This window comes from Enterobacter sp. 186315, from assembly GCF_053290175.1.
This window is the reverse complement of record NZ_JBPTTK010000019.1, coordinates 22658-42950: the sequence shown is the minus strand read 5'-3', so window position 1 is coordinate 42950 and position 20293 is coordinate 22658. Positions and strand designations below refer to the sequence as shown.

General features: G+C 58.0%; 19 protein-coding genes. 13 read left to right on the top strand and 6 right to left on the bottom strand.

Annotated elements, in window-relative coordinates; genetic code table 11:
• Positions 1-15: 15 nt before the first annotated feature.
• From ACSVHP_RS18145 to ACSVHP_RS18135, 3 genes are read right to left on the bottom strand one after another with little or no spacing between them, the layout of a single operon-like run.
• Positions 16-1209 (bottom strand): SGNH/GDSL hydrolase family protein, encoded by a 1194-nt coding sequence (locus ACSVHP_RS18145; RefSeq protein ID WP_447552635.1) that lies wholly within the window; start codon positions 1207-1209, stop codon positions 16-18.
• Positions 1202-2308 carry an SGNH/GDSL hydrolase family protein gene (locus ACSVHP_RS18140; protein ID WP_447552634.1) on the bottom strand — a complete coding sequence of 369 codons (1107 nt, stop codon included), beginning with the start codon at positions 2306-2308 and terminating at the stop codon, positions 1202-1204. The genes ACSVHP_RS18145 and ACSVHP_RS18140 overlap by 8 nt, the downstream gene beginning before the upstream one ends.
• Positions 2295-3686: an MBOAT family O-acyltransferase gene (locus ACSVHP_RS18135; protein ID WP_447552633.1), complete on the bottom strand. Its 1392-nt coding sequence runs from the start codon at positions 3684-3686 to the stop codon at positions 2295-2297. Before ACSVHP_RS18135 ends, ACSVHP_RS18140 begins: the two co-directional genes overlap by 14 nt.
• Before the next feature lie 385 nt (positions 3687-4071).
• Here ACSVHP_RS18135 and ACSVHP_RS18130 point away from each other — a divergent pair, with 385 nt between their 5' ends.
• The gene (locus ACSVHP_RS18130) at positions 4072-5025 is read left to right on the top strand and encodes a nickel/cobalt transporter (RefSeq protein WP_447552632.1); all 954 of its coding nucleotides are present in this window, start codon (positions 4072-4074) and stop codon (positions 5023-5025) included.
• A 51-nt stretch (positions 5026-5076) separates the two neighbouring features.
• Here the strand turns inward: ACSVHP_RS18130 and proP are convergent, their stop codons facing one another.
• Entirely contained in the window at positions 5077-6579 is a 1503-nt protein-coding gene (gene proP / locus ACSVHP_RS18125; protein WP_234676000.1) for a glycine betaine/L-proline transporter ProP, read from the bottom strand.
• Positions 6580-7228: 649 nt separating this feature from the next.
• Between proP and kdgT the strand changes: the two genes are divergently transcribed.
• The gene (gene kdgT, locus ACSVHP_RS18120; RefSeq protein WP_234676002.1) at positions 7229-8221 is read left to right on the top strand and encodes a 2-keto-3-deoxygluconate transporter; all 993 of its coding nucleotides are present in this window, start codon (positions 7229-7231) and stop codon (positions 8219-8221) included.
• 35 nt (positions 8222-8256) lie between these two features.
• Here the strand turns inward: kdgT and ACSVHP_RS18115 are convergent, their stop codons facing one another.
• Positions 8257-9135 (bottom strand): diguanylate cyclase regulator RdcB family protein, encoded by an 879-nt coding sequence (locus ACSVHP_RS18115; RefSeq protein ID WP_447552631.1) that lies wholly within the window; start codon positions 9133-9135, stop codon positions 8257-8259.
• Positions 9132-11486 carry a clamp-binding protein CrfC gene (gene crfC / locus ACSVHP_RS18110; RefSeq protein ID WP_447552630.1) on the bottom strand — a complete coding sequence of 785 codons (2355 nt, stop codon included), beginning with the start codon at positions 11484-11486 and terminating at the stop codon, positions 9132-9134. The genes ACSVHP_RS18115 and crfC overlap by 4 nt, the downstream gene beginning before the upstream one ends.
• Before the next feature lie 598 nt (positions 11487-12084).
• Here crfC and ACSVHP_RS18105 point away from each other — a divergent pair.
• The 11 genes from ACSVHP_RS18105 to phnK all read left to right on the top strand — a co-directional run bounded on the left by ACSVHP_RS18105 (position 12085) and on the right by phnK (position 20293).
• A complete protein-coding gene (locus ACSVHP_RS18105) occupies positions 12085-12420 on the top strand; it encodes a zinc ribbon domain-containing protein YjdM (protein ID WP_042719123.1) in 336 nt (111 codons plus the stop codon).
• Positions 12421-12507: 87 nt separating this feature from the next.
• On the top strand, positions 12508-12942 hold the full coding sequence (gene yjdN, locus ACSVHP_RS18100) for a VOC family metalloprotein YjdN (RefSeq protein ID WP_447552629.1): 435 nt from the start codon (positions 12508-12510) through the stop codon (positions 12940-12942).
• Positions 12943-13132: 190 nt separating this feature from the next.
• Positions 13133-13921 carry a phosphonate ABC transporter ATP-binding protein gene (phnC, locus tag ACSVHP_RS18095; RefSeq protein ID WP_447552628.1) on the top strand — a complete coding sequence of 263 codons (789 nt, stop codon included), beginning with the start codon at positions 13133-13135 and terminating at the stop codon, positions 13919-13921.
• Positions 13922-13944: 23 nt separating this feature from the next.
• Positions 13945-14961, top strand: coding sequence for a phosphonate ABC transporter substrate-binding protein (phnD, locus tag ACSVHP_RS18090; protein ID WP_447552627.1), 1017 nt, complete (start codon positions 13945-13947; stop codon positions 14959-14961).
• A 118-nt stretch (positions 14962-15079) separates the two neighbouring features.
• Entirely contained in the window at positions 15080-15859 is a 780-nt protein-coding gene (gene phnE, locus ACSVHP_RS18085) for a phosphonate ABC transporter, permease protein PhnE (protein WP_234676080.1), read from the top strand.
• A gap of 20 nt (positions 15860-15879) precedes the next feature.
• The gene (phnF, locus tag ACSVHP_RS18080) at positions 15880-16605 is read left to right on the top strand and encodes a phosphonate metabolism transcriptional regulator PhnF (protein WP_447552626.1); all 726 of its coding nucleotides are present in this window, start codon (positions 15880-15882) and stop codon (positions 16603-16605) included.
• Positions 16606-17058, top strand: coding sequence for a phosphonate C-P lyase system protein PhnG (phnG, locus tag ACSVHP_RS18075; RefSeq protein ID WP_417314552.1), 453 nt, complete (start codon positions 16606-16608; stop codon positions 17056-17058).
• Complete coding sequence (phnH, locus tag ACSVHP_RS18070; RefSeq protein WP_447552625.1) at positions 17055-17639, top strand: phosphonate C-P lyase system protein PhnH; 585 nt, start codon at positions 17055-17057, stop codon at positions 17637-17639. The genes phnG and phnH overlap by 4 nt, the downstream gene beginning before the upstream one ends.
• Positions 17639-18703 (top strand): carbon-phosphorus lyase complex subunit PhnI, encoded by a 1065-nt coding sequence (locus ACSVHP_RS18065; protein ID WP_447552624.1) that lies wholly within the window; start codon positions 17639-17641, stop codon positions 18701-18703. Before phnH ends, ACSVHP_RS18065 begins: the two co-directional genes overlap by 1 nt.
• Entirely contained in the window at positions 18696-19541 is an 846-nt protein-coding gene (gene phnJ, locus ACSVHP_RS18060; protein ID WP_447552623.1) for an alpha-D-ribose 1-methylphosphonate 5-phosphate C-P-lyase PhnJ, read from the top strand. Before ACSVHP_RS18065 ends, phnJ begins: the two co-directional genes overlap by 8 nt.
• Positions 19538-20293 (top strand): phosphonate C-P lyase system protein PhnK, encoded by a 756-nt coding sequence (gene phnK, locus ACSVHP_RS18055; protein WP_447552622.1) that lies wholly within the window; start codon positions 19538-19540, stop codon positions 20291-20293. The genes phnJ and phnK overlap by 4 nt, the downstream gene beginning before the upstream one ends.

Below are 20293 nucleotides of genomic sequence, written 5' to 3'. Positions count from 1 at the left end.
TAACTCCCTTTGTATTCACGGGTTCAGCTTATTCTCCAGATCCTGCCACAGCGCCGCCGCGCTTTCCTGATAACCTTCCGCCGTCAGGTGGATTAAATCGGGACGCGCCTTGCCCTGCTTCGCCAGACGTTCGATAGAACAATCCCCGCCCATCCACGCGAACCAGTCCCAGAACAGGGTCTGTTCGGATTTTGCCACCTGCTTTTGCATCTCGATAATCGGCTTCAACAGCGCGGGCTGGCGCTTCTCGCAGCGCGTCGCATCTTTATGCATGATACTGCTGCCCGGCCCGACCAGCAGGATCGCCGCGTTGGGTTCTGCGTGGCGGATTTTCTGTATCTGGCGCACCAGCGTCTGGCGGTATTCGCTGAGGGAGAGTTCCGTATTAAACGCCTCGTTGGTACCGTAGGCGAGGATCACCAGATCCGGGTTGAGCATACTGAGCGTGCCCGCCCAGTCGTCCTGCCACTTATCCAGCATAGAGATCTGCGCGCCGTTAATACCCAGCGCGCTGACGATGACCCCTTTTGGCTGCGCGGCGGTGAGCCACAGCCCGGCCAGCTCGGTGGCGTTTTCACCGGAGACCGACATGGAAAACGACAGCGGGACGCGCGCCGCCTCGGAAAGCTCCCAGCGCCCCTGGCTGTCGGCCAGCGCGATGTTACGCCCCTGAAGCAGCAAGGTGGCCCCGCCGAACGAGCGATAGAGCGCCTGCGCCTTGATAAAGGACTCGTCAGCCAGCGCGGTGACGCGCGTTTCGCTGTCCCACGACAGCGGTTTAGCGATGGTTCCCCCGAGCGTAAAGTACGGGCTGCTCTGTCGACGGCTGTTCATCAGCGCCCAGCCCTTCGCGCGGCCGTACTTGACGTTGCTGTAGCGATTGCCCGGCACGGCAAGCGGGCTGATAAACCCGATGCCGCCGTTGCCATATTTCTTCTGAAACTGGCGGCGAAGCTGGCCGGAGAGAAAATCGGCCGCCGTGTGGGAATCCCCAATCACCACGACATGGGTCAGCACGTGACGGCTGTTGCCCAGGCGGGCGGAGAGCGCCTCCATCCCCTGCTCACCGTAATCGGTTAAGTAACCGCCGGTGTGATGCACGGGGGATGTCGGCTGAGGCTGTACCGGCTCGTTTTTTTTGCATGACATCAACGCTACGCCGGAGACCATCAGCAGCAGTATGCCGGGCAGCAGAACGCGATTATTCACTTTCAACCTCCGGCTGCTCCGGCGGCATAACGTGGATATTGTTCATCATGGCGGCGGCAATAACATCGAGTCCGGCCGGGGAGTAATGGGTTCCATCGCTGGCACGCACGTTTACCGGCTTGCCATCGATCAACGCCTTAGCAGAATAAATGGTGCCCTGATAGCCAAACAGGGCATTAACGGACAGGGCAATCCCCCCGGCGGCGTTAACCTCGGATTCGTATAACGCGCTCAGTACCGCCATCCTCTGATTCAGCTTCTCTTTACGCATATTCGGCGGCAGCACCCAGATTACCGGCAGAGAGTATTTCTCCGCCAGGGCGAGGATCTGACGGATGCGGGCCCGGTACTCCTCTTCCCACTCTGCGCTGCCAAACCGCAGGTAGGGCTGGCCCTTGCTGACAGGCATATCCCACGGGTCGTTTGGCCCGAGGAAGACCGCCAGCAGGCCGATGTCCGGATGTTTTTCCAGCGCGCTGGCGGTGGCCTCTGGCCAGCTAAAGAACCCCGGATAGGCAAGCCCGGTGCTGCGCTTGCTGAGGTTGATGCCCTTCACCTGATGGCCCTCTTTCAGCAGCTTAAGCACGCGGGGCGCAACGCCTTCCATCATGGAATCCCCGATGAACAGCACCTGTTTTCCCGGCGCCAGAAGGGCGTCACCCTCTTCATCGTAAAGCACGTCAGACGGCTGTCCTTCCGGCTGCATGTTGTCCGACTCTCGCTCTGCCGATAGCCAGCGGCTGAGCTGACGCACATCCTTTGGATGTTCAGAGGCCAGCACCGCTTCACGCTCAAACACCGGTTTATATTCCAGCATCGGCAGCGGCTTGCGTTTTGGCACCTCCGGCGCGGGTGGAGGCGCGTTCAGGCTGTCAACAAAGGCCTCTTTCGCCGCCTCTGCCGCCGTCATGATTTTTCCCCCCTGCTTCCAGGCCGGAGAAGAAATATGGCTCCATGGGCTGTCACGGTGGAAATGCTGCACCCAGTACCGGTCGAGCGACTGCTGATTCAGCCACAACAGCCCCAGCATACAGGTCAGGATCAGGCACGAGGCTTTGACGATTTTAATAATGACGTTTGAGTATTTAAAAGTTGGCATAAATAAATCCAGGCACACCGGACGGTGCAAAGAAAAAGGCACAGGTCAAAACGGGAATAATCATTAAGGGGATCGCATACCAGCGCGTGGCGTTAATAAGGTTAACCCCACGGATGCGTAAATTAACCATCAGCGGATAAAACACGACCAGCAGAATAAAGGCCAGGATGCTCCACATCTGCGGGGCGTGTAATGTGGCGAGACTGCAATGCTGAATATTGTGCAGAAGGCCCCGCGCATCGTCGAAAGTCTCGGCCCGGAAGAATATCCAGGCAAAGCAGACGTAATGGAAGGTGAGTAATCGCGCGAGCACCTCCGGAAGCGGACGCAGACGCCACCGGCGCCAGAGGTTATAAATAACCAGCCCGATACCGTGAATAGCGCCCCACAGCATAAAGTTCATGCCAGCACCGTGCCACAGCCCTGAAATCACCATCGCCAGCACGACGTTGATTTGCGTTCGGGTCAGTCCCTTTCGGCTGCCGCCCAGCGGGAAGTAAATCGAATCCCGAATGAAGTTCGACAGGCTGATATGCCAGCGGTGCCAGAACGCCTGAAGCGAGGCGGCGAGATACGGATGATCGAAGTTTTTCGGCAGCCGATACCCCAGCAGCATCGCAAGCCCGGTGACTAAATTGGTGTAGCCGGAGAAATTTAAATAGATATTCCACGCCCAGCCGTAGGTGGCGAGGATCGTATCCCAGCCGTTATGCGCCGCAGGCTGGCTAAACACCGGGTCGACCAGCGTGTCGCTTAGCCAGGTGCTGAGGAGGAAGAGCTTGATCAGCGCCAGCGCGATCAGGCAAAAAGCCGTTTTAAGATCCAGCACGATGCGCCGCGTCGCCTGGATTTGCGGGATCAAATCCACCGCCCGATTCACCGGGCCAGCTACCAGCGTGGGGATAAAGTTAATGTACAGCAGCACGCTGAGCAGATCCGGACGGGCGATCTCCTGCTTCGCTACCGACCGCACCAGGCTCAGGGAGTTAAACAGGTAAAACGACAGCCCCAGGGGCAGCAGAATGTCGAGCACCGGAATGGGCCAGACGGCGTTGAAACGCTCCAGATTCGCCCGCAGCCAGTCCGCAAACGGCATACAGTATTTAAAGACCAGAAAATAGCCCAGCATCAGCCCAACAAGGAGCCCCGTCGCCAGGTTTGCACAGCGTCTTTTTTGCGCCAGATTCGTCAGCAGCCAGACGCAAAGACTCCATGACAATAAAATCATAAGAGAATATGCGCTTATCTGATAGACGAAGAAATATCCGCCGAGCAGCAGCAGGCCGTTCTGCACTTTAGGCAGCGGAGCCACCAGCCAGTACAGAATAAAGAACATCCAGAATGCGAATAAAAACTCAATAGTAAACAAGGCCGCCATCGATAAAAGTCCCTTTACCTCCGCCTGCAAGACCCGAGATAATAGGGCACCCGACGCGTATTTATCAAATATTCCGCATAGCTAACCAGCTTGAGAAATACCTTATATTTCCTGAAAACAAAATACGTACTTATCGATTTTCGCTGAAAAGACAAAATACATCCTACTTTCACCACGAATGCATAACCGTGAAGAATCAATGTTTAAAAAAGGATTAAAAATAAATCCTAAAATTGCTTAAAAAATAAAAATAAATTCATATGCAAAAATAATAAAATTAAAGATAAATATATCACCCGTCTATACTCGCGATTTCACCCCGCAGATCGCCCCCAGCTATCTTGCTATACTTCCCTCAAAATCTGCCCCCTTTGCGAGCCTTATCATGACCGCACAACGTCTTACCCACGACTGGCGCATCCCCACGGCGGGGCTAATGCTGCTGATTGTTCTGGCGGCTGGCTTTACCCTGCACAGCCACTGGAATGCATTTATTCAGTGGTGTCTTGCCAGTCAAATCACGCTGCACCGCTATCTGGTTATGTACCTGCTGCAACTCAACAACCACCAGTACAGCGGCGGATTATGGCTGCTGACCGGCGCGTTTTTTTACGGCGTGCTTCATGCTATCGGGCCGGGACACGGCAAATTTATCGTCACTACCTATCTCAGCACCAACAAAGAGAGCCTGCTGGCCGCGCGCGTGGTGCCCTTTATCGGCAGCCTGATGCAGGGCGTCAGCGCGATCCTGTTCGTCTTTATTCTGGCGGTCGGGTTTAACCTCGCCTCCGGCGATCTCAGCGCCAGCCGCTGGTACGTAGAGAAAATCAGCGCCGTGATGATTGGCGCCTTCGGGGCGTTTGTGATTTACCAGGCGCTAAAAAGCCTGCGTCCGCCGAAAATGACCGTGCGCGCCATTAAACTGCTGCATCAGCACGACGAGCAGTGCGGGTGCGGTCATCATGGCGTGGGCGCCGACCTCGCTCAGGGCGACTGGAAAACGCGTCTGGGGGTGATTCTGGCGATTGCCGCGCGGCCGTGCAGCGGTGCCATCATGATTTTGATGTTCTCGAACGCGCTGGGTATCGTCACCTGGGGAATGGCGGCGGTGATGACGATGGCGCTCGGCACCGCGCTGTCGATTATGGGGCTGTCTCTGGCGGTGCGTTATGCCCGCGAGCGCACGGTGGCCTTTTTCGGCGGCGGGTCTTCCCTGAGCTGGCTGATGCCGCTGGTGAAAATTGTCGGCGGGGTAGCGCTGATCCTGTTTGCGACGGTGCTGTTCCTGACGGTGATCCCCATCAGCGCCAACGGCGATTACATCGCGGCGGGCTGCTAAACGTAAAACGGGGTGCTGTAATAGCACCCCGTTTGTTATGGCGAGAAAGATTTATTCGTTGATGCGTGGATGCTGATCCACCAGGCGAGAACGTTTTTTCTGAAGCTCTTCGATCTCAAGATCGATGTCTTCAATCTTCTGCTCTACGTTGTCGTAGTGCTCGCGCAGGATCTCTTTCGCTTCCTGAATATCCGACGCCGCAGGGGTTGCCCCTTTCAGCGGACGGTTAGCCGTTTCCTTCATGGTCAGACCGGTCGCCAGACCAATCACCGCGATCACCATCAGGTAATAGGCGGGCATCATCAGGTCCTGCGTGCTTTCCACCAGCGACGCGGCAAGCGTCGGCGTCAGACCGGCAATCAGCACCGAGATGTTAAAGGCTGCCGCCAGCGCGCTGTAACGAATGTGCGTCGGGAACATCGCTGGCAGCGTAGAAGCCATCACCCCGATGAAGCAGTTGAGGATCACCGCCAGCATCAGCAGACCGGCAAAAATCAGCCCCAGCACGTTACTGTTGATCAGCACGAAGGCCGGAATAGAGAGTGCAAACAGCGCGACGCTGCCCAGAATAATGAACGGACGACGGCCGAAGCGGTCACTCAGCAGCCCCATAATCGGCTGGACAAACAGCATCCCGACCATGATGGCGATAATAATCAGTACGCCGTGATCTTCCGAGTAGTGCAGGTTATGCGACAGATAGCTCGGCATGTAGGTCAGCAGCATGTAGTAGGTGACGTTAGTCGAGATAACCAGGCCAATACAGGTCAGCAGGCTGCGCCAGTGTTTGGTGGCAATCTCTTTGAACGACACTTTCGGGCCTTCCTGCAAGCCTTCACGATCGCCCTGCTCCAGCTTCTCAACGTGCTGCTGGAACGCCGGCGTCTCTTCCAGCGCATGACGCAGGTAGAGGCCAATGATGCCCAGCGGCAGCGCCAGGAAGAACGGAATACGCCAGCCCCAGCTGAGGAAGTTCTCTTCGCCGACCACGGTTGAAATCAGTACGACAACGCCCGCGCCCAGCACAAACCCGGCAATCGAACCGAAGTCCAGCCAGCTTCCCATAAACCCACGCTTACGGTCCGGGGAGTACTCGGCGACAAAGATAGAGGCACCGGTATACTCACCGCCGACGGAGAAGCCCTGCGCCATCTTACACAGCAGCAGCAGGATCGGCGCCCAGATACCAATAGTGGCGTAAGAGGGTATCAAACCAATACAGAACGTACTGATCGACATAATGACAATGGTGATGGCAAGTATCTTCTGACGACCGTATTTATCGCCGAGCATCCCAAAGAACAGGCCACCCAGAGGACGGATCAGGAAGGGAACAGAGAAGGTACCCAGCGCGGCAATCATTTGCAGGCTCGGATCGGCACCGGGGAAGAACACTTTACCTAACGCATAGGCCACAAAGCCGTAAACGCCAAAATCGAACCACTCCATCGCATTACCCAGCGACGCTGCGGTAATGGCCTTACGCAACTTCCCGTCATCAATAATGGTGACGTCGCGAAGGGTAATGGGTTTTACTTTTTTCCTTTTAAGCATAGCTTTCCTCGTAGACTGAGCCCTGTCTGCACCACAGAAAAATGCGGGTCTGTGAGCCTGGTGAGCGCCTCTTGCGCATCCCCTTCATCAAGCGTAGCAGGTTTACTTACATTGACGTTTTAACGTCTATACAACCGAACCTGTTGACGCCTGTCTGGGCAGTTAGTGACCTTTTTACCCTACCAGCGTTTATATTTGTGATCAACTTCACGTTTAATTTTACATAAGGTCAGCGGGCTTCAGGTTTTGTCAATTTCCCACTTTAGATGATTCTCAAGCACAGCCATAAAAAGATTATTCCACCCGTTATTATTCCTCCTGCAACAAAATATCATCCACTTTTCTTCACAGCATATTTACAGAAATTTTAATTGTTAGTTGGCCTCACAAATGTTTACACGAAATATGTGATTCAGATAACTAAAACGCTGTTTTATTTTCATTGAATCACCATTCCGATGATCGCATGATACGTCCACGCACCGCTTTCTGAGTACTTTCTGCGGACGCTTAACAGAAAGCACTTATTTAACCTTACTGCATGGATAACGAATTTACCGCCGGAACGAGCGGTCAATACGTTGAATTTATTGATTTATTTTTTTCACCCTTTTCGTCAACTACGCGGGGTGAGATGTGAGGACTCAACATGAAGATTAAAGCCACGATTGAACGCATTCCTGGCGGGATGATGCTGGTTCCGCTGGTGCTTGGCGCCATTTTAAATACCCTGGCACCGAACACCGGCGCTTATTTCGGTGGGTTTACCAAAGGAATGATCACCGGTACCGTTCCGATCCTCGCGGTCTGGTTCTTCTGTATTGGTGCGTCCATTAATTTACGCGCAACGGGGACGGTACTGCGCAAATCCGGGACGCTGGTGATCACCAAAATCGCGGTCGCGTGGGTGGTCGCGATGATCTGTGCGCTGTTTATTCCTGAGAACGGCATTCAGACCGGATTCTTCGCCGGATTATCCGTGCTGGCGATTGTTTCGGCGATGGATATGACCAACGGCGGGCTGTATGCGAGCCTGATGAACCAGTACGGCACCAAAGAGGAGTCCGGCGCGTTCGTGCTGATGTCTCTGGAATCTGGCCCGCTGATGACCATGCTGATCCTCGGCTCTGCCGGGCTGGCGACCTTCGAGCCGCATCACTTTATCGGTGCCGTCCTGCCGTTCCTGATTGGTTTCGCGCTGGGCAACCTTGACCACGATCTGCGTGATTTCTTCAGCAAGGCGACGCCGGTGCTGATCCCGTTCTTCGGCTTCGCGCTGGGTAACACCATTAACCTGAACGTGATCCTCGAAACGGGTCTGCTGGGGATTGTGCTGGGTGTGGCGGTTATCGTGATTACCGGTATTCCACTGATTATTGCCGACCGCGTGATTGGCGGCGGTAACGGCACCGCAGGCGTCGCCGCCTCATCCGCCGCAGGGGCCGCCGTGGCAAACCCGATGATTATCGCCCAGATCAACCCGGCCTTTGAACCGGTCGCCGCCTCCGCCACCGCGCTGGTTGCCGCGAGCGTGATTGTAACCGCGATTCTGGTGCCGATTATTACCGCGCTGTACGCAAAACGCTTTGGCGCAGTGCCGGAGAAGCAGGTCGAGGTGAAACCGGTTGAGATGCATCACTGAGTGATACTACGCCCTCTCCCACAGAGAGGGCGTCATTAAACCCCAAATATCTCCTCTACCATCCCATCCACCAGCCGCTTTGCGGAACACAGCCTCGGCATTCCCAGCGCCACGGTCTGCCAGTTCTGCGTTACCGACCAGCTCACGGGATGCCTCTCCGCCTGACACCAGTCGCCCAGCCAGCCGAGCATATCTTTATGATCCACCAGCCCCGGCGATGCCGGAGTCGTCAGCCACTGGTGGTAAAAATGGCGGGTCGTGGGCGAGGCGTTAATCCCCTGGGCGAGATAGTTCGCCGCCATGCTGCGCAAATTATCCTTCAGCATGTCGGCCACATCCTGATTCGCCAGACGACACGCGTCGCCAAACGCCCCCCAGCGCAACTCTTCCAGCACGATGTAACAGCGCCCGGCGAGCGACCAGCCGTCGTAATGCCCGGCGCGCCAGCGGGTGAAAATCTGCTCGCTGTGCTCACCGGCCTGCACCGTCAGGCCGCGCTGGGTTAAGGCCTTCTCTTTATAGGCCGCACGCTGCTGAAAATGGGAGGAGAGTTCGTCGTACTGCTGCATCAGCCCCGGCGACTGCGGGGAGCGAGGATTAGCCTGCATCCGCAGCGCCGTCAGCTTGTCGGTCATGCGGGTCAACGCCAGATGCCCGGGATCGAGCATGCCCGCCAGCTTTTCAGCCAGCCCCAGACGCAGCGCCGCATTTTCGTTGAGCATTCCCACCATTGCCCACGGCCTCAGCCGGGTATGCGTCACGATCTCCTGCGTCAAACGCTCACGAAAGTGCAGCTGCTGTGGCCCCAGCGGGGCGTGACGCACCGCGTCCTCCCCCTGAACCAGATCGACCATAAATTTGGGATGAATACACTCCAGCGTCCGCCCGGGACCGTCCAGTAGCCGTGTTGTCATGGTTGCTCTGCTGCGAAAAGGGTTTGAATATCATCGCGTAACAGTCGGGTATCTTCCTGAATCCACGTCGCGGTCGTAATACTGTGCTTCAGCAGCTGGCTAAGCGCCCGGGTGGAGTGCTCGTTCTGCTGACGGACGGCGAGGCTATCACGCAAGCTTTCCTGTAACCCGGTCAGGCATAACGAAAATTCCGCAAAGAACGTCGCCATACCCGCCGTAACAGAGACATCGACCTGCGCGGCCAAAGCTTTACGGATTTGTTCACAAAACTGGTCAATATGCTGCTTAAACCTGTCGTGAAGCTGCGCAATATCAATCACGTAGCGGGTACGCGTCATCACGTAATCTTCCCAGCCCCAGCCCGGATTATTGAGCCAGCGGGAGACCGTTTCACGCACGCTGCCCGCGGTGGAAGGCTGCCCGGCCGGGCGATTGTCCATCGCGATAGCGTCAGTAAACAGCGCCCGGGTGTTGAAGTTCAGCTGGCTGGGCTGAAACGCCGGGAAGCTGATCCGCGCGCGGAATCCCGAATGGCTCAGCTGTTCTTTTATACGCGTTTCGATCGGGCGCATCGCCTCATTCAGCGAGCGCGCCAGCGTTGATTCCAGCTGATCGAAGCGCAGCGCCAGCTCCCGGCTGATTTTGTTCTGCGCGTCCAGCACGATCGTTTCGCAGGCGGAGCGGATCTTACTCAGCACGATCTGCGCCTGGCCCTCGTCTTCCAGCACCAGCTGTGTAAACGCGTTCTGCCCGTCGTCGCTGGCCTTACCCGGCTCAATGCCCGCTAAATCAAGCACGCTGTCGTGGCTGAAGACACGATCGATCGCGGCTTGTAGCGCTGTTTTCTGCCGGGCAATAAACAGATCCGTTGCGCCAAGCGCCTGCTCTACCTCGTGCTGCACTTCATCACTGACCACGCTCTGGCGCGTCTGAAGCAGCGCCATATCCTCTTCAAGGCGGGCAATATTCAGCTCCAGCGCCTCAAAGGCCACCGTCAGCCCCTGATAGCGAAAATCGAGGTACTCCCGGGCGTTTTGCGCGTAGTTCAGCAGCTTGTGCGACGCCGAGCGCAGGGCAAATAAAGAGGCGTTGGCGTAGGCGGCATAAATGAGCTTGCGGATCGGCTGTTCGAACAGCGAATCCTCCCACAGCAGGTCGGCCGCGTGGCGAATATGGTCGATATCGTCTAAATCCGCCGTGCGCCATCGACGCCCGAGCGCCGCTTCGGCAAAGTCCTGCACCCAGCGCTGGGCCTGATGGTTCGGCAGGCGACCGTTGGCGGTCAGCTCATAGCGGGCGCGGTTCGCCAGATAGGCCCACATGGACGACACCGGGTAAATCTGCCCCGGCGAGATATTCCCTTTCATCAGGGTGCCGGAAATCATCGCCCGGACCTGCTCCTCATCGTCGCTGTTGCGATCTTTCTGGTCGAACTTATTGACCAGCGCATACAGCGGCACGGATTTGCCGACGGCGGAAATCGCCTGGCGCACCTCTTCATCAGAAATCGATTTAAGCTGGGTGTAATCCATCACCGCCAGCACTGCCGAAGCGCGCGCCAGCTGCTCGGTAAGCATTTTTTGCAGGTGCGGCTGCCCGGCCTCGTTCGGCCCCGGCGTATCCAGCAGCGTCAGTTGACCAAGATGCGCGTCCAGCCCCGCCAGATGGACAAACTCCACCTCGATAACCGGGATATGTTCGATGGCAGCGTATTCCGTAAACGGAAAATCCACGCCCAGCGCCAGGGATAGACGCACCAGATCGTTCAGGCTTTTCAGGCAGTGAAATATTGGCTCTGCGCCAAGATGATGTTTTTCGAAAGCCTCGCCCTTTTCGATCCGCCCCAGCAGGGCGTTCATGTCTTTATCGATTTCGAGGCGGCGGGTCAGCTTCCCGCGATCGGCGTTGCACAGCTTGTGCTGCAACTGCTGAAGCAAGGTATCAATCGGCGACACGTGGGTAAAATGCAGCACCGGCTCCTTCTGGCCGGGGGTGTGGCGGATAAGCGTCGGCAGCGCGGTCATCGGACGGTTACGGTTCGGCAGTACTTCCGTGCCGACAATCGCATTAATGGTGGTGGATTTTCCCGCCTTCATTGTACCGACAATGGCCAGCACCATTTCGAGGCGGGTAATTTTGCGTAATTCATTATTCAGCATCGCCTGCTGGGCCTCTACGCCGCGGGCGCTGAAATGCAAAGGCAGGACGTTATTATTCACGCCGCTAATAGCAGACGTTGTACTATCCAACACCGCGGCGGGCATTGATTTGAGCGTATCAAGATTCTGTAAGGCGAGCTTAAGCAAACGCTCAGCTTCCTGGCTTAATTCAAAAATGGTCTGTGTGTGCATGATAAAAGCCTTTCCTTAACGCAAATTTATTACTTTTATTAAGCCACTTCGTTTTTATTATGCTGTTTCGGCTTATATGATCACGTGGGGAAAACATGTTCACTCAAATATAACTATTTGATGATTATCAACATTATATTTTTATTTGCTGTTTAGCGTGTAAAGTTCCCCTCTGGTCGGAAAACCAAAAGATAAAAAGCGTAGCGCACTCTCAGAGAACTTCAGGATATATCATCGTTATTTACCCACCAAAAAAGAGAGGTAATTTACCGCCGTCATTAACGGCATGACGGGAGGAACCGGGGATTAATAACGATTTACCGCTTCACCTTATCCGAAATGAAGAAGGGTAGCAATTTGCGGCAATAAAATAATTGATATAATTAGCATCAATGTTTTCCACTGCCTAATTGCAGTAAGTCTCGCTTAACTGACTGACAGGACATGTCATTCCAGAATCCTTTTTAACGCTTTTTTAATGCGCGAATATCACCGACAAGATTGTGGATTTACGCTATACTTGCCGCCTTTTTCGGCACCCTGCCGTCATTTCGCTGGCACTTTCCAGCCCGTTACGCACTTTTTTGAGGATACCGACATGCAACTCCCACACTGCCCAAAATGCAATTCTGAATATACCTACGAAGATAATGGCATGTTCATCTGCCCGGAATGCGCACATGAATGGAACGATGCAGAACCGTCGCAGGACAGCGATACGCTGATCGTGAAAGATGCCAACGGCAATCTGCTGGCCGACGGCGACAGCGTCACCGTGGTAAAAGATCTGAAAGTCAAAGGCAGCTCTTCCATGCTGAAAATCGGCACCAAAGTGAAGAATATCCGTCTGGTTGAAGGCGATCATAATATCGACTGTAAAATTGACGGCTTTGGCCCGATGAAGCTGAAATCTGAGTTCGTGAAAAAGAACTGATGATTAACCCACAGGCCCGGTGGCGCTTCGCTTACCGGGCCTACACCAACTAAACTTATCTGGCTTCTCTTACCTGAGGTAAAGATTATGCCGTTAAGTCCCTACATCTCATTCGCCGGGAGCTGTGCAGAGGCAAGCGCCTTTTATCAGCAGGCCGTCGGCGCAGAAGTACTCTACACAATCACCTTCGGCGATATGCCAAAAGACGACCACAGCGAAGAAGGCTGTCCGTCCGGTATGCAGTTTCCTGATTCCGCCATCGCCCACTCCAACGTCCGCATCGCCGGCAGCGATATCATGATGAGCGACGGACTGCCGCCCGGCAGCAGCGCGCAATACGCGGGCTTTACGCTTGTGCTCGACACCCAGGACGTTGAGGAAGGCAAGCGCTGGTTCGATAGCCTCGCCGCTGGCGGGAATATCGAAATGGCCTGGCAGGAGACCTTCTGGGCGCACGGATTCGGGAAAGTGACCGATAAATACGGCGTGCCATGGATGATCAACGTCGTTAAGCAGCAGTAGTCTTTTGTAGGCCTGGCAAGCGAAGCGCCGCCGGGCGCTTTTTCCGGATGCGCTGCGCTTATCCGGCCTACAAACGACAGGTACTGTCATCGCTTTTGTCTCAACTCTTCAAACTCCCGCAACAATGACTTAACCCAAATGTCACATTGATACGCCAGCATGAGGCCACATTTATCGTGAGGCCACGCACATGCAAACCGTCATCCGCGTCGAGAAACTCAGCAAGACCTTTCATCACAATAAGGCGCTGTATTCCGTTGATCTGACCGTCCAGCAGGGTGAGATGGTGGCGCTGCTGGGGCCGTCCGGTTCCGGTAAATCCACCCTTCTGCGTCATTTAAGCGGGCTCATCACCTGCGATAAAACCCCGGAAAGCCACGTTGAGCTGCTCGGTAACACCGTGCAGCGCGCCGGGCGTCTGGCGCGGGACATCCGCAAAAGCCGCGCGCAGACGGGCTATATCTTCCAGCAGTTCAACCTGGTGAATCGCCTGACGGTGCTGGAGAACGTGCTGATTGGCGCCCTCGGCAGCACCCCGTTCTGGCGCACCTGCCTGCGCTGGTTCTCTCCTTCGCAGAAGCAGGAGGCCTTACGGGCGCTGACCCGCGTCGGCATGGCCCATTTCGCCCACCAGCGCGTTTCCACGCTCTCCGGCGGCCAGCAGCAGCGCGTGGCGATTGCCCGGGCGCTGATGCAGAAAGCGAAAGTCATTCTTGCCGACGAGCCTATCGCCTCTCTCGATCCGGAATCGGCCCGCATCGTGATGGAGACCCTGCGCGACATTAACCAGAACGACGGCATCACCGTGGTGGTGACGCTGCATCAGGTGGATTACGCCCTGCGCTACTGCGAGCGCATCGTCGCCCTGCGTCAGGGACACGTCTTCTTCGATGGCCCAAGCCATCAGTTTGATAACGAACGTTTTGACCATCTCTACCGCAGCGTAAACCGCGTCGAAGAGCGCGCGCAGGCTGCTTAACGTCCCCACTACGAGGAATGGAAATGAGCTATAAAACGGTTGCCGCGCTGGCCTTTACCAGCATGTTCAGCATCAGCACCCTGTTAAGCCCGGCGTACGCACAAGAGCAGGAAAAAGCGTTGAACTTCGGCATTATTTCGACGGAATCACAGCAGAACCTGAAGCCGCAGTGGGAACCCTTCCTGAAAGATATGGAAACCAAACTGGGGATCAAAGTAAACGCCTTCTTCGCCCCGGACTACGCGGGCATCATCCAGGGGATGCGCTTCAACAAGGTGGATATCGCCTGGTACGGCAACCTCTCGGCGATGGAAGCGGTGGATCGCGCGAACGGCCAGGTCTTTGCCCAGACCGTGGCGGCAGATGGCTCCCCGGGCTACTGGAGCGTGCTGATCGTCAACAAAGACAGCCCCATCAACAACCTCAACGACCTGCTCGCGAAACGCAAAGACCTGACCTTTGGCAACGGCGATCCGAACTCCACCTCCGGCTTCCTCGTCCCGGGCTATTACGTCTTCGCCAAAAACAACGCCTCCGCCAGCGACTTCAAGCGTACCGTCAACGCCAGCCATGAAACCAACGCGCTGGCCGTGGCGAATAAGCAGGTGGATGTCGCCACCAACAATACCGAAAACCTCGACAAGCTGAAGACCTCTGCCCCGGACAAGCTGAAAGAGATCAAGGTTATCTGGAAATCGCCACTGATCCCGGGCGACCCGATCGTGTGGCGTAAAAACCTCTCCGAAACCACCAAGGACAAGGTGTACGACTTCTTTATGACCTACGGCAAAACGCCGGAAGAGAAAGCGGTGCTTGAGCGTCTGGGCTGGGCGCCTTTCCGCGCCTCCAGCGACCTGCAACTGGTGCCGATTCGCCAGCTGGCGCTGTTTAAGCAGATGCAGGGCGTGAAGGACAACAAAGGGCTGAAGGACGAAGAGAAGACCAGCAAAGTGTCTGAGATCCAGGCCCAGCTGGACGATCTCGACCGCCTGACCGCCGCGCTGGGTGCAATGACCAGCGTGAATAAAGCGGTGCAGTAACGCTTTTCTCCCTCTCCCTGTGGGAGAGGGCCGGGGTGAGGGCATCAGCGCGCACATTTCCCCCTCACCCTAACCCTCTCCCTCAAGGGAGAGGGAATAAAAAACACAAGGAGACAACATGCAAACCATCACCCTCCCGCCGCCAAAACGCAGCTGGTTCTCGCTCTTTAGCTGGGCCGTTCTGCTGGCGGTGCTGGTTATCTCCTGGAAGGGCGCGGAAATGGATCCGCTGCTGCTTTTCAAAGATTCCGGCAACATGGCGACCTTCGCCGCCGACTTCTTCCCGCCGGACTTCAGCCAGTGGCAGGACTACCTCGGCGAAATGGCGATCACCCTGCAAATCGCCGTCTGGGGCACCGCGCTGGCGGTCATCCTCTCCATTCCCTTTGGCCTGATGAGCGCCGAGAACATCGTGCCGTGGTGGATCTATCAGCCGATGCGCCGCCTGATGGACGCCTGTCGCGCTATCAACGAAATGGTCTTCGCGATGCTGTTCGTGGTCGCCGTCGGTCTGGGGCCGTTCGCGGGCGTCATGGCGCTGTTCATCCACACCACCGGGGTGCTCTCCAAGCTGCTCTCCGAGGCGGTGGAAGCCATTGAACCCGGCCCGGTGGAAGGCATTCGCGCGACGGGCGCTAACAAAATCGAAGAGATCCTCTACGGCGTCCTGCCTCAGGTGATGCCGCTGCTGATCTCCTACTCGCTGTACCGCTTTGAGTCTAACGTTCGCTCGGCGACGGTCGTCGGGATGGTGGGTGCAGGCGGCATCGGCGTGACCCTGTGGGAAGCGATTCGCGGCTTCCAGTTCCAGCAAACCTGCGCCCTGATGGTGCTTATTATCGTCACCGTCAGCCTGCTGGATTTCCTCTCTCAACGTTTGCGTAAGCACTTCATCTGAGAAGCGAGGCTTTGTTTTATATGCACTTATCCAGACATCCGACCAGTTATCCGACGCGCTGGCAAGAGATTGCCGCAAAGCTCGAAGTAGAGCTGCGCGCCCACTACCGCTGTGGAGACTACCTGCCCGCCGAACAGCAGCTTGCCGACCGCTATGAGGTCAACCGCCACACCCTGCGCCGCGCCATTGACCAGCTGGTTGAACGCGGCTGGGTGCAGCGTCGCCAGGGCGTAGGCGTGCTGGTGCTGATGCGCCCGTTCGACTACCCCCTCAACGCCCAGGCGCGCTTTAGCCAGAACCTGCTCGATCAGGGCAGCCATCCCACCAGCGAAAAGCTGCTCTCGGTGCTGCGCCCGGCCTCCAGCCACGTGGCGGACGCGCTCGGCGTGCAGGAGGGGGACAGCGTGGTTCACCTGCGTACCCTGCGCCGGGTCAACGGCGTGGCGGTCTGCCAGATAGATCACTACTTCGCCGACCTCAGCCTCTGGCCGGTGCTGCAACACTTCGCCAGCGGTTCGCTGCACGACTTCCTGACCCACGCTACCGGCATTGTGCTGAGGCGCACCCAGACGCGCATCAGCGCCCGCCGCGCGCAGGCCAAAGAGAGCAAGGTGCTGGAAATCCCCAACATGGCTCCCCTGCTCTGCGTGCGCACCCTTAACCACCGTGACGGCGAGATCGACGCGACGGAGTACTCCGTCAGCCTGACCCGCGCCGACATGATTGAATTCACCATGGAGCACTGAATGCACCACGACACCTCCACCCGCCAGCGCTGGATGCGCGTCCTGGCCCACAGCCGGCCCGAGGCGCTGCGCAGCCGCATGAACGCGCTCGGCCTCACGCCCGACTACGACATCCTGCGCGCCCCGGAAATTGGCCTGGTGCAGATCCAGGCGCGCATGGGCGGCACGGGCGATCGCTTCTTCGCCGGGGATGCCACCCTCACCCGCGCGGCTATCCGCCTGAGAAGCGGCACGCTCGGCTACGGCTACGTGCTCGGGCGCGATAAAGAGCACGCCGAACGCTGCGCGGCGATCGACGCGCTGATGCAGGAACCCGCGCATTTTCAGTCCCTGATGGAAACCTTAATTGCCCCGCTGGAAGCCGACCGCGCCGCACGACTTGCCGCACGCCAGGCCGAAGTGAACGCCAGCCGGGTCGACTTCTTTACGCTCGTTCGCGGAGATAACGCATGACGCTTCAACCCGCTTTTACCCTGGCCGTCCAGGACGCCCAGCACAGCTTCCGCCGCCTGCTGAAGGCCATGAGCGAGCCCGGCGTGATCGTCTCGCTGCATCAGCTTTCACAGGGCTGGCTGCCGCTAAACCTCGCCACCACCAGCGTGCTGCTGACCCTTGCGGATAACGACACCCCGGTGTGGCTCTCGGGGGCGCTGTCGAACGACATCGCCTGCCAGAACCTGCGTTTTCACACCGGCGCCCCGCTGGTCGAGCAGCCCCGGCAGGCGTTGTTTGCGGTCGCCGACGAGCAGATCGGCCTGGAACAGCTTAACGCCCTGAGCGAAGGCAGCGCCGTCGCCCCGGAGACCAGCGCCACGCTGATTGTGCAGGTATCGAGCCTGAGCGGCGGGCGCATGCTGCGTCTGACCGGGGCGGGGATCGCCGAGGAGCGCATGGTCGCGCCCCAGCTGCCGGAGTGCATTCTTCATGAGCTGACCGAGCGCCCGCATCCGTTCCCGCTCGGTATCGATCTGATCCTGACCTGCGGCGAACGCCTGCTGGCTATCCCGCGAACCACCCATGTGGAGGTGTGCTGATGTATGTCGCCGTAAAAGGGGGCGAGAAGGCGATAGCCGCCGCCCATGCGTTGCAGGAGCACAGACGACGGGGCGATGAGCGGCTTCCCGCGCTGAGCGTTGCCCAGATAGAACAGCAGCTTAACCTGGCCGTCGACCGGGTGATGACCGAAGGCGGCGTGGCGGACCGGGAGCTGGCGGCGCTGGCGCTGAAGCAGGCCAGCGGCGATAACGTCGAAGCCATTTTTCTGCTGCGCGCGTACCGCACCACGCTGGCAAAGCTGGCGGTCAGCGAGCCGCTGAACTCGGCAGAGATGCGCCTGGAGCGCCGAATCTCTGCGGTTTACAAAGATATTCCCGGCGGTCAGCTGCTTGGCCCGACCTGTGATTACACCCACCGCCTGCTCGATTTCACCCTGCTGGCGAACGGTGAAACGCCGCCGCCTGCCACCTCCGACGCCCCGCACGAGGCGGCGCCGCACGTCTTTAGCCTGCTGGCCGGTCAGGGGCTGGCGAAAGCCGAAGAAGACACGGGCCGCACGCCTGACGACATCACCCGCACGCCCCCGGCGTATCCCTGCTCCCGCTCGTCGCGCCTGCAACAGCTGATGCGCGGCGACGAGGGCTACCTGCTGGGGCTGGCCTACTCCACCCAGCGCGGCTACGGGCGCAACCACCCGTTTGCCGCAGAAATCCGCAGCGGCTATATCGACATCGAAATTGTGCCGGAAGAGCTGGGTTTTGCGGTGAACGTCGGCGAACTGCTGATGACCGAGTGCGAAATGGTGAACGGCTTCGTGGCCCCGGAGGATGACGCCCCGCACTTCACGCGCGGCTACGGGCTGGTGTTTGGCATGAGCGAGCGTAAAGCGATGGCGATGGCGCTGGTCGATCGCGCCTTGCAGGCTCCGGACTACGGCGAGCCCGTCGCGGGCCCGGCGCAGGACGAGGAGTTCGTGCTGGCCCACGCGGATAACGTCGAGGCCGCAGGCTTTGTCTCGCACCTCAAGCTGCCGCACTACGTCGATTTCCAGGCCGAACTGGAACTGCTGAAACGCCTGCAACGGGAGCGTGAAAATGGCTAACTTAAGCGGCTACAACTTTGCCTATCTGGACGAGCAAACCAAACGCATGATCCGCCGCGCCATTTTAAAAGCGGTGGCGATACCGGGCTATCAGGTGCCGTTTGGCGGTCGCGAAATGCCGATGCCCTACGGCTGGGGAACCGGCGGTATTCAGCTCACCGCCAGCGTGATCGGCGAGTCCGACGTGCTGAAGGTCATCGATCAGGGAGCGGACGACACCACCAACGCGGTTTCTATCCGCAACTTCTTCAAGCGCGTCACCGGGGTGAACACCACCGAACGCACGGAAGACGCCACGCTCATTCAGACCCGCCACCGCATCCCGGAAACTCCGCTCGCGGAAGATCAGATTTTGATTTTCCAGGTGCCGATCCCGGAGCCGCTGCGCTTTATCGAGCCGCGCGAAACCGAAACCCGCACCATGCACGCGCTGGAGGAGTACGGGATCATGCAGGTGAAGCTGTATGAGGATATCGCCCGCTTCGGCCATATCGCCACCACCTACGCCTATCCGGTGAAGGTTAACGGGCGCTACGTGATGGATCCCTCCCCAATCCCGAAATTCGATAACCCGAAGATGGACATGATGCCCGCGTTGCAGCTGTTCGGCGCCGGGCGCGAAAAGCGCATCTACGCCGTGCCGCCGTACACCCGCGTTGAAAGCCTCGATTTCGACGATCACCCGTTTACGGTGCAGGAGTGGGACGAGCCGTGCGCCATCTGCGGCTCGAAGCACAGCTATCTGGACGAAGTGGTGCTGGATGACACGGGCAAACGGATGTTTGTCTGCTCCGATACCGATTTCTGCCGCCAACAGAGCGAGGCCAACAGCCAATGAAACCGCTGCTTTCGGTTAATAACCTGACCCACCTTTACGCGCCGGGCAAAGGCTTCAGCGACGTGTCGTTTGAGCTGTGGCCGGGGGAAGTGCTGGGGATTGTCGGCGAGTCCGGCTCCGGCAAAACCACCCTGCTGAAGTCTATCTCGGCGCGCCTGACGCCGCAGAATGGCGACATTGTGTATGAGGGCCAGTCCCTGTACGGCATGAGCGAGGGCGAGCGCCGCCGCCTGCTGCGCACCGAGTGGGGCGTGGTGCATCAGCATCCGCTGGACGGCCTGCGCCGTCAGGTGTCGGCGGGCGGGAACATCGGCGAACGGCTGATGGCGACCGGCGCGCGGCACTACGGCAACATCCGCGCCACCGCGCAGCGCTGGCTGGAGGAGGTGGAGATCCCCGCCGCGCGCATCGACGATCTGCCGACAACCTTCTCCGGCGGGATGCAGCAGCGTCTGCAAATCGCCCGCAATCTGGTGACGCACCCGAAGCTGGTGTTTATGGACGAACCCACCGGCGGGCTGGACGTGTCGGTGCAGGCGCGCCTGCTCGACCTACTGCGCGGCCTGGTGGTGGAGCTGAACCTGGCGGTGGTGATTGTCACCCATGATTTGGGCGTGGCGCGCCTGCTGGCGGACCGTTTGCTGGTGATGAAGAGCGGCGAGGTGGTGGAAAGTGGGCTGACCGACCGGGTGCTGGACGATCCTCACCATCCGTATACCCAGCTGCTGGTGTCGTCCGTTTTGCAGAATTGA

Bases quoted from the DNA above. Each gene is read 5' to 3' on its own strand.
- ACSVHP_RS18140 (WP_447552634.1), bottom strand. From the start codon at position 2,308: ATGCCAACTTTTAAATACTCAAACGTCATTATTAAAATCGTCAAAGCC.
- ACSVHP_RS18135 (WP_447552633.1), bottom strand. From the start codon at position 3,686: ATGGCGGCCTTGTTTACTATTGAGTTTTTATTCGCATTCTGGATGTTC.
- ACSVHP_RS18130 (WP_447552632.1), top strand. From the start codon at position 4,072: ATGACCGCACAACGTCTTACCCACGACTGGCGCATCCCCACGGCGGGG.
- proP (WP_234676000.1), bottom strand. From the start codon at position 6,579: ATGCTTAAAAGGAAAAAAGTAAAACCCATTACCCTTCGCGACGTCACC.
- kdgT (WP_234676002.1), top strand. From the start codon at position 7,229: ATGAAGATTAAAGCCACGATTGAACGCATTCCTGGCGGGATGATGCTG.
- ACSVHP_RS18115 (WP_447552631.1), bottom strand. From the start codon at position 9,135: ATGACAACACGGCTACTGGACGGTCCCGGGCGGACGCTGGAGTGTATT.
- crfC (WP_447552630.1), bottom strand. From the start codon at position 11,486: ATGCACACACAGACCATTTTTGAATTAAGCCAGGAAGCTGAGCGTTTG.
- ACSVHP_RS18105 (WP_042719123.1), top strand. From the start codon at position 12,085: ATGCAACTCCCACACTGCCCAAAATGCAATTCTGAATATACCTACGAA.
- yjdN (WP_447552629.1), top strand. From the start codon at position 12,508: ATGCCGTTAAGTCCCTACATCTCATTCGCCGGGAGCTGTGCAGAGGCA.
- phnC (WP_447552628.1), top strand. From the start codon at position 13,133: ATGCAAACCGTCATCCGCGTCGAGAAACTCAGCAAGACCTTTCATCAC.
- phnD (WP_447552627.1), top strand. From the start codon at position 13,945: ATGAGCTATAAAACGGTTGCCGCGCTGGCCTTTACCAGCATGTTCAGC.
- phnE (WP_234676080.1), top strand. From the start codon at position 15,080: ATGCAAACCATCACCCTCCCGCCGCCAAAACGCAGCTGGTTCTCGCTC.
- phnF (WP_447552626.1), top strand. From the start codon at position 15,880: ATGCACTTATCCAGACATCCGACCAGTTATCCGACGCGCTGGCAAGAG.
- phnG (WP_417314552.1), top strand. From the start codon at position 16,606: ATGCACCACGACACCTCCACCCGCCAGCGCTGGATGCGCGTCCTGGCC.
- phnH (WP_447552625.1), top strand. From the start codon at position 17,055: ATGACGCTTCAACCCGCTTTTACCCTGGCCGTCCAGGACGCCCAGCAC.
- ACSVHP_RS18065 (WP_447552624.1), top strand. From the start codon at position 17,639: ATGTATGTCGCCGTAAAAGGGGGCGAGAAGGCGATAGCCGCCGCCCAT.
- phnJ (WP_447552623.1), top strand. From the start codon at position 18,696: ATGGCTAACTTAAGCGGCTACAACTTTGCCTATCTGGACGAGCAAACC.
- phnK (WP_447552622.1), top strand. From the start codon at position 19,538: ATGAAACCGCTGCTTTCGGTTAATAACCTGACCCACCTTTACGCGCCG.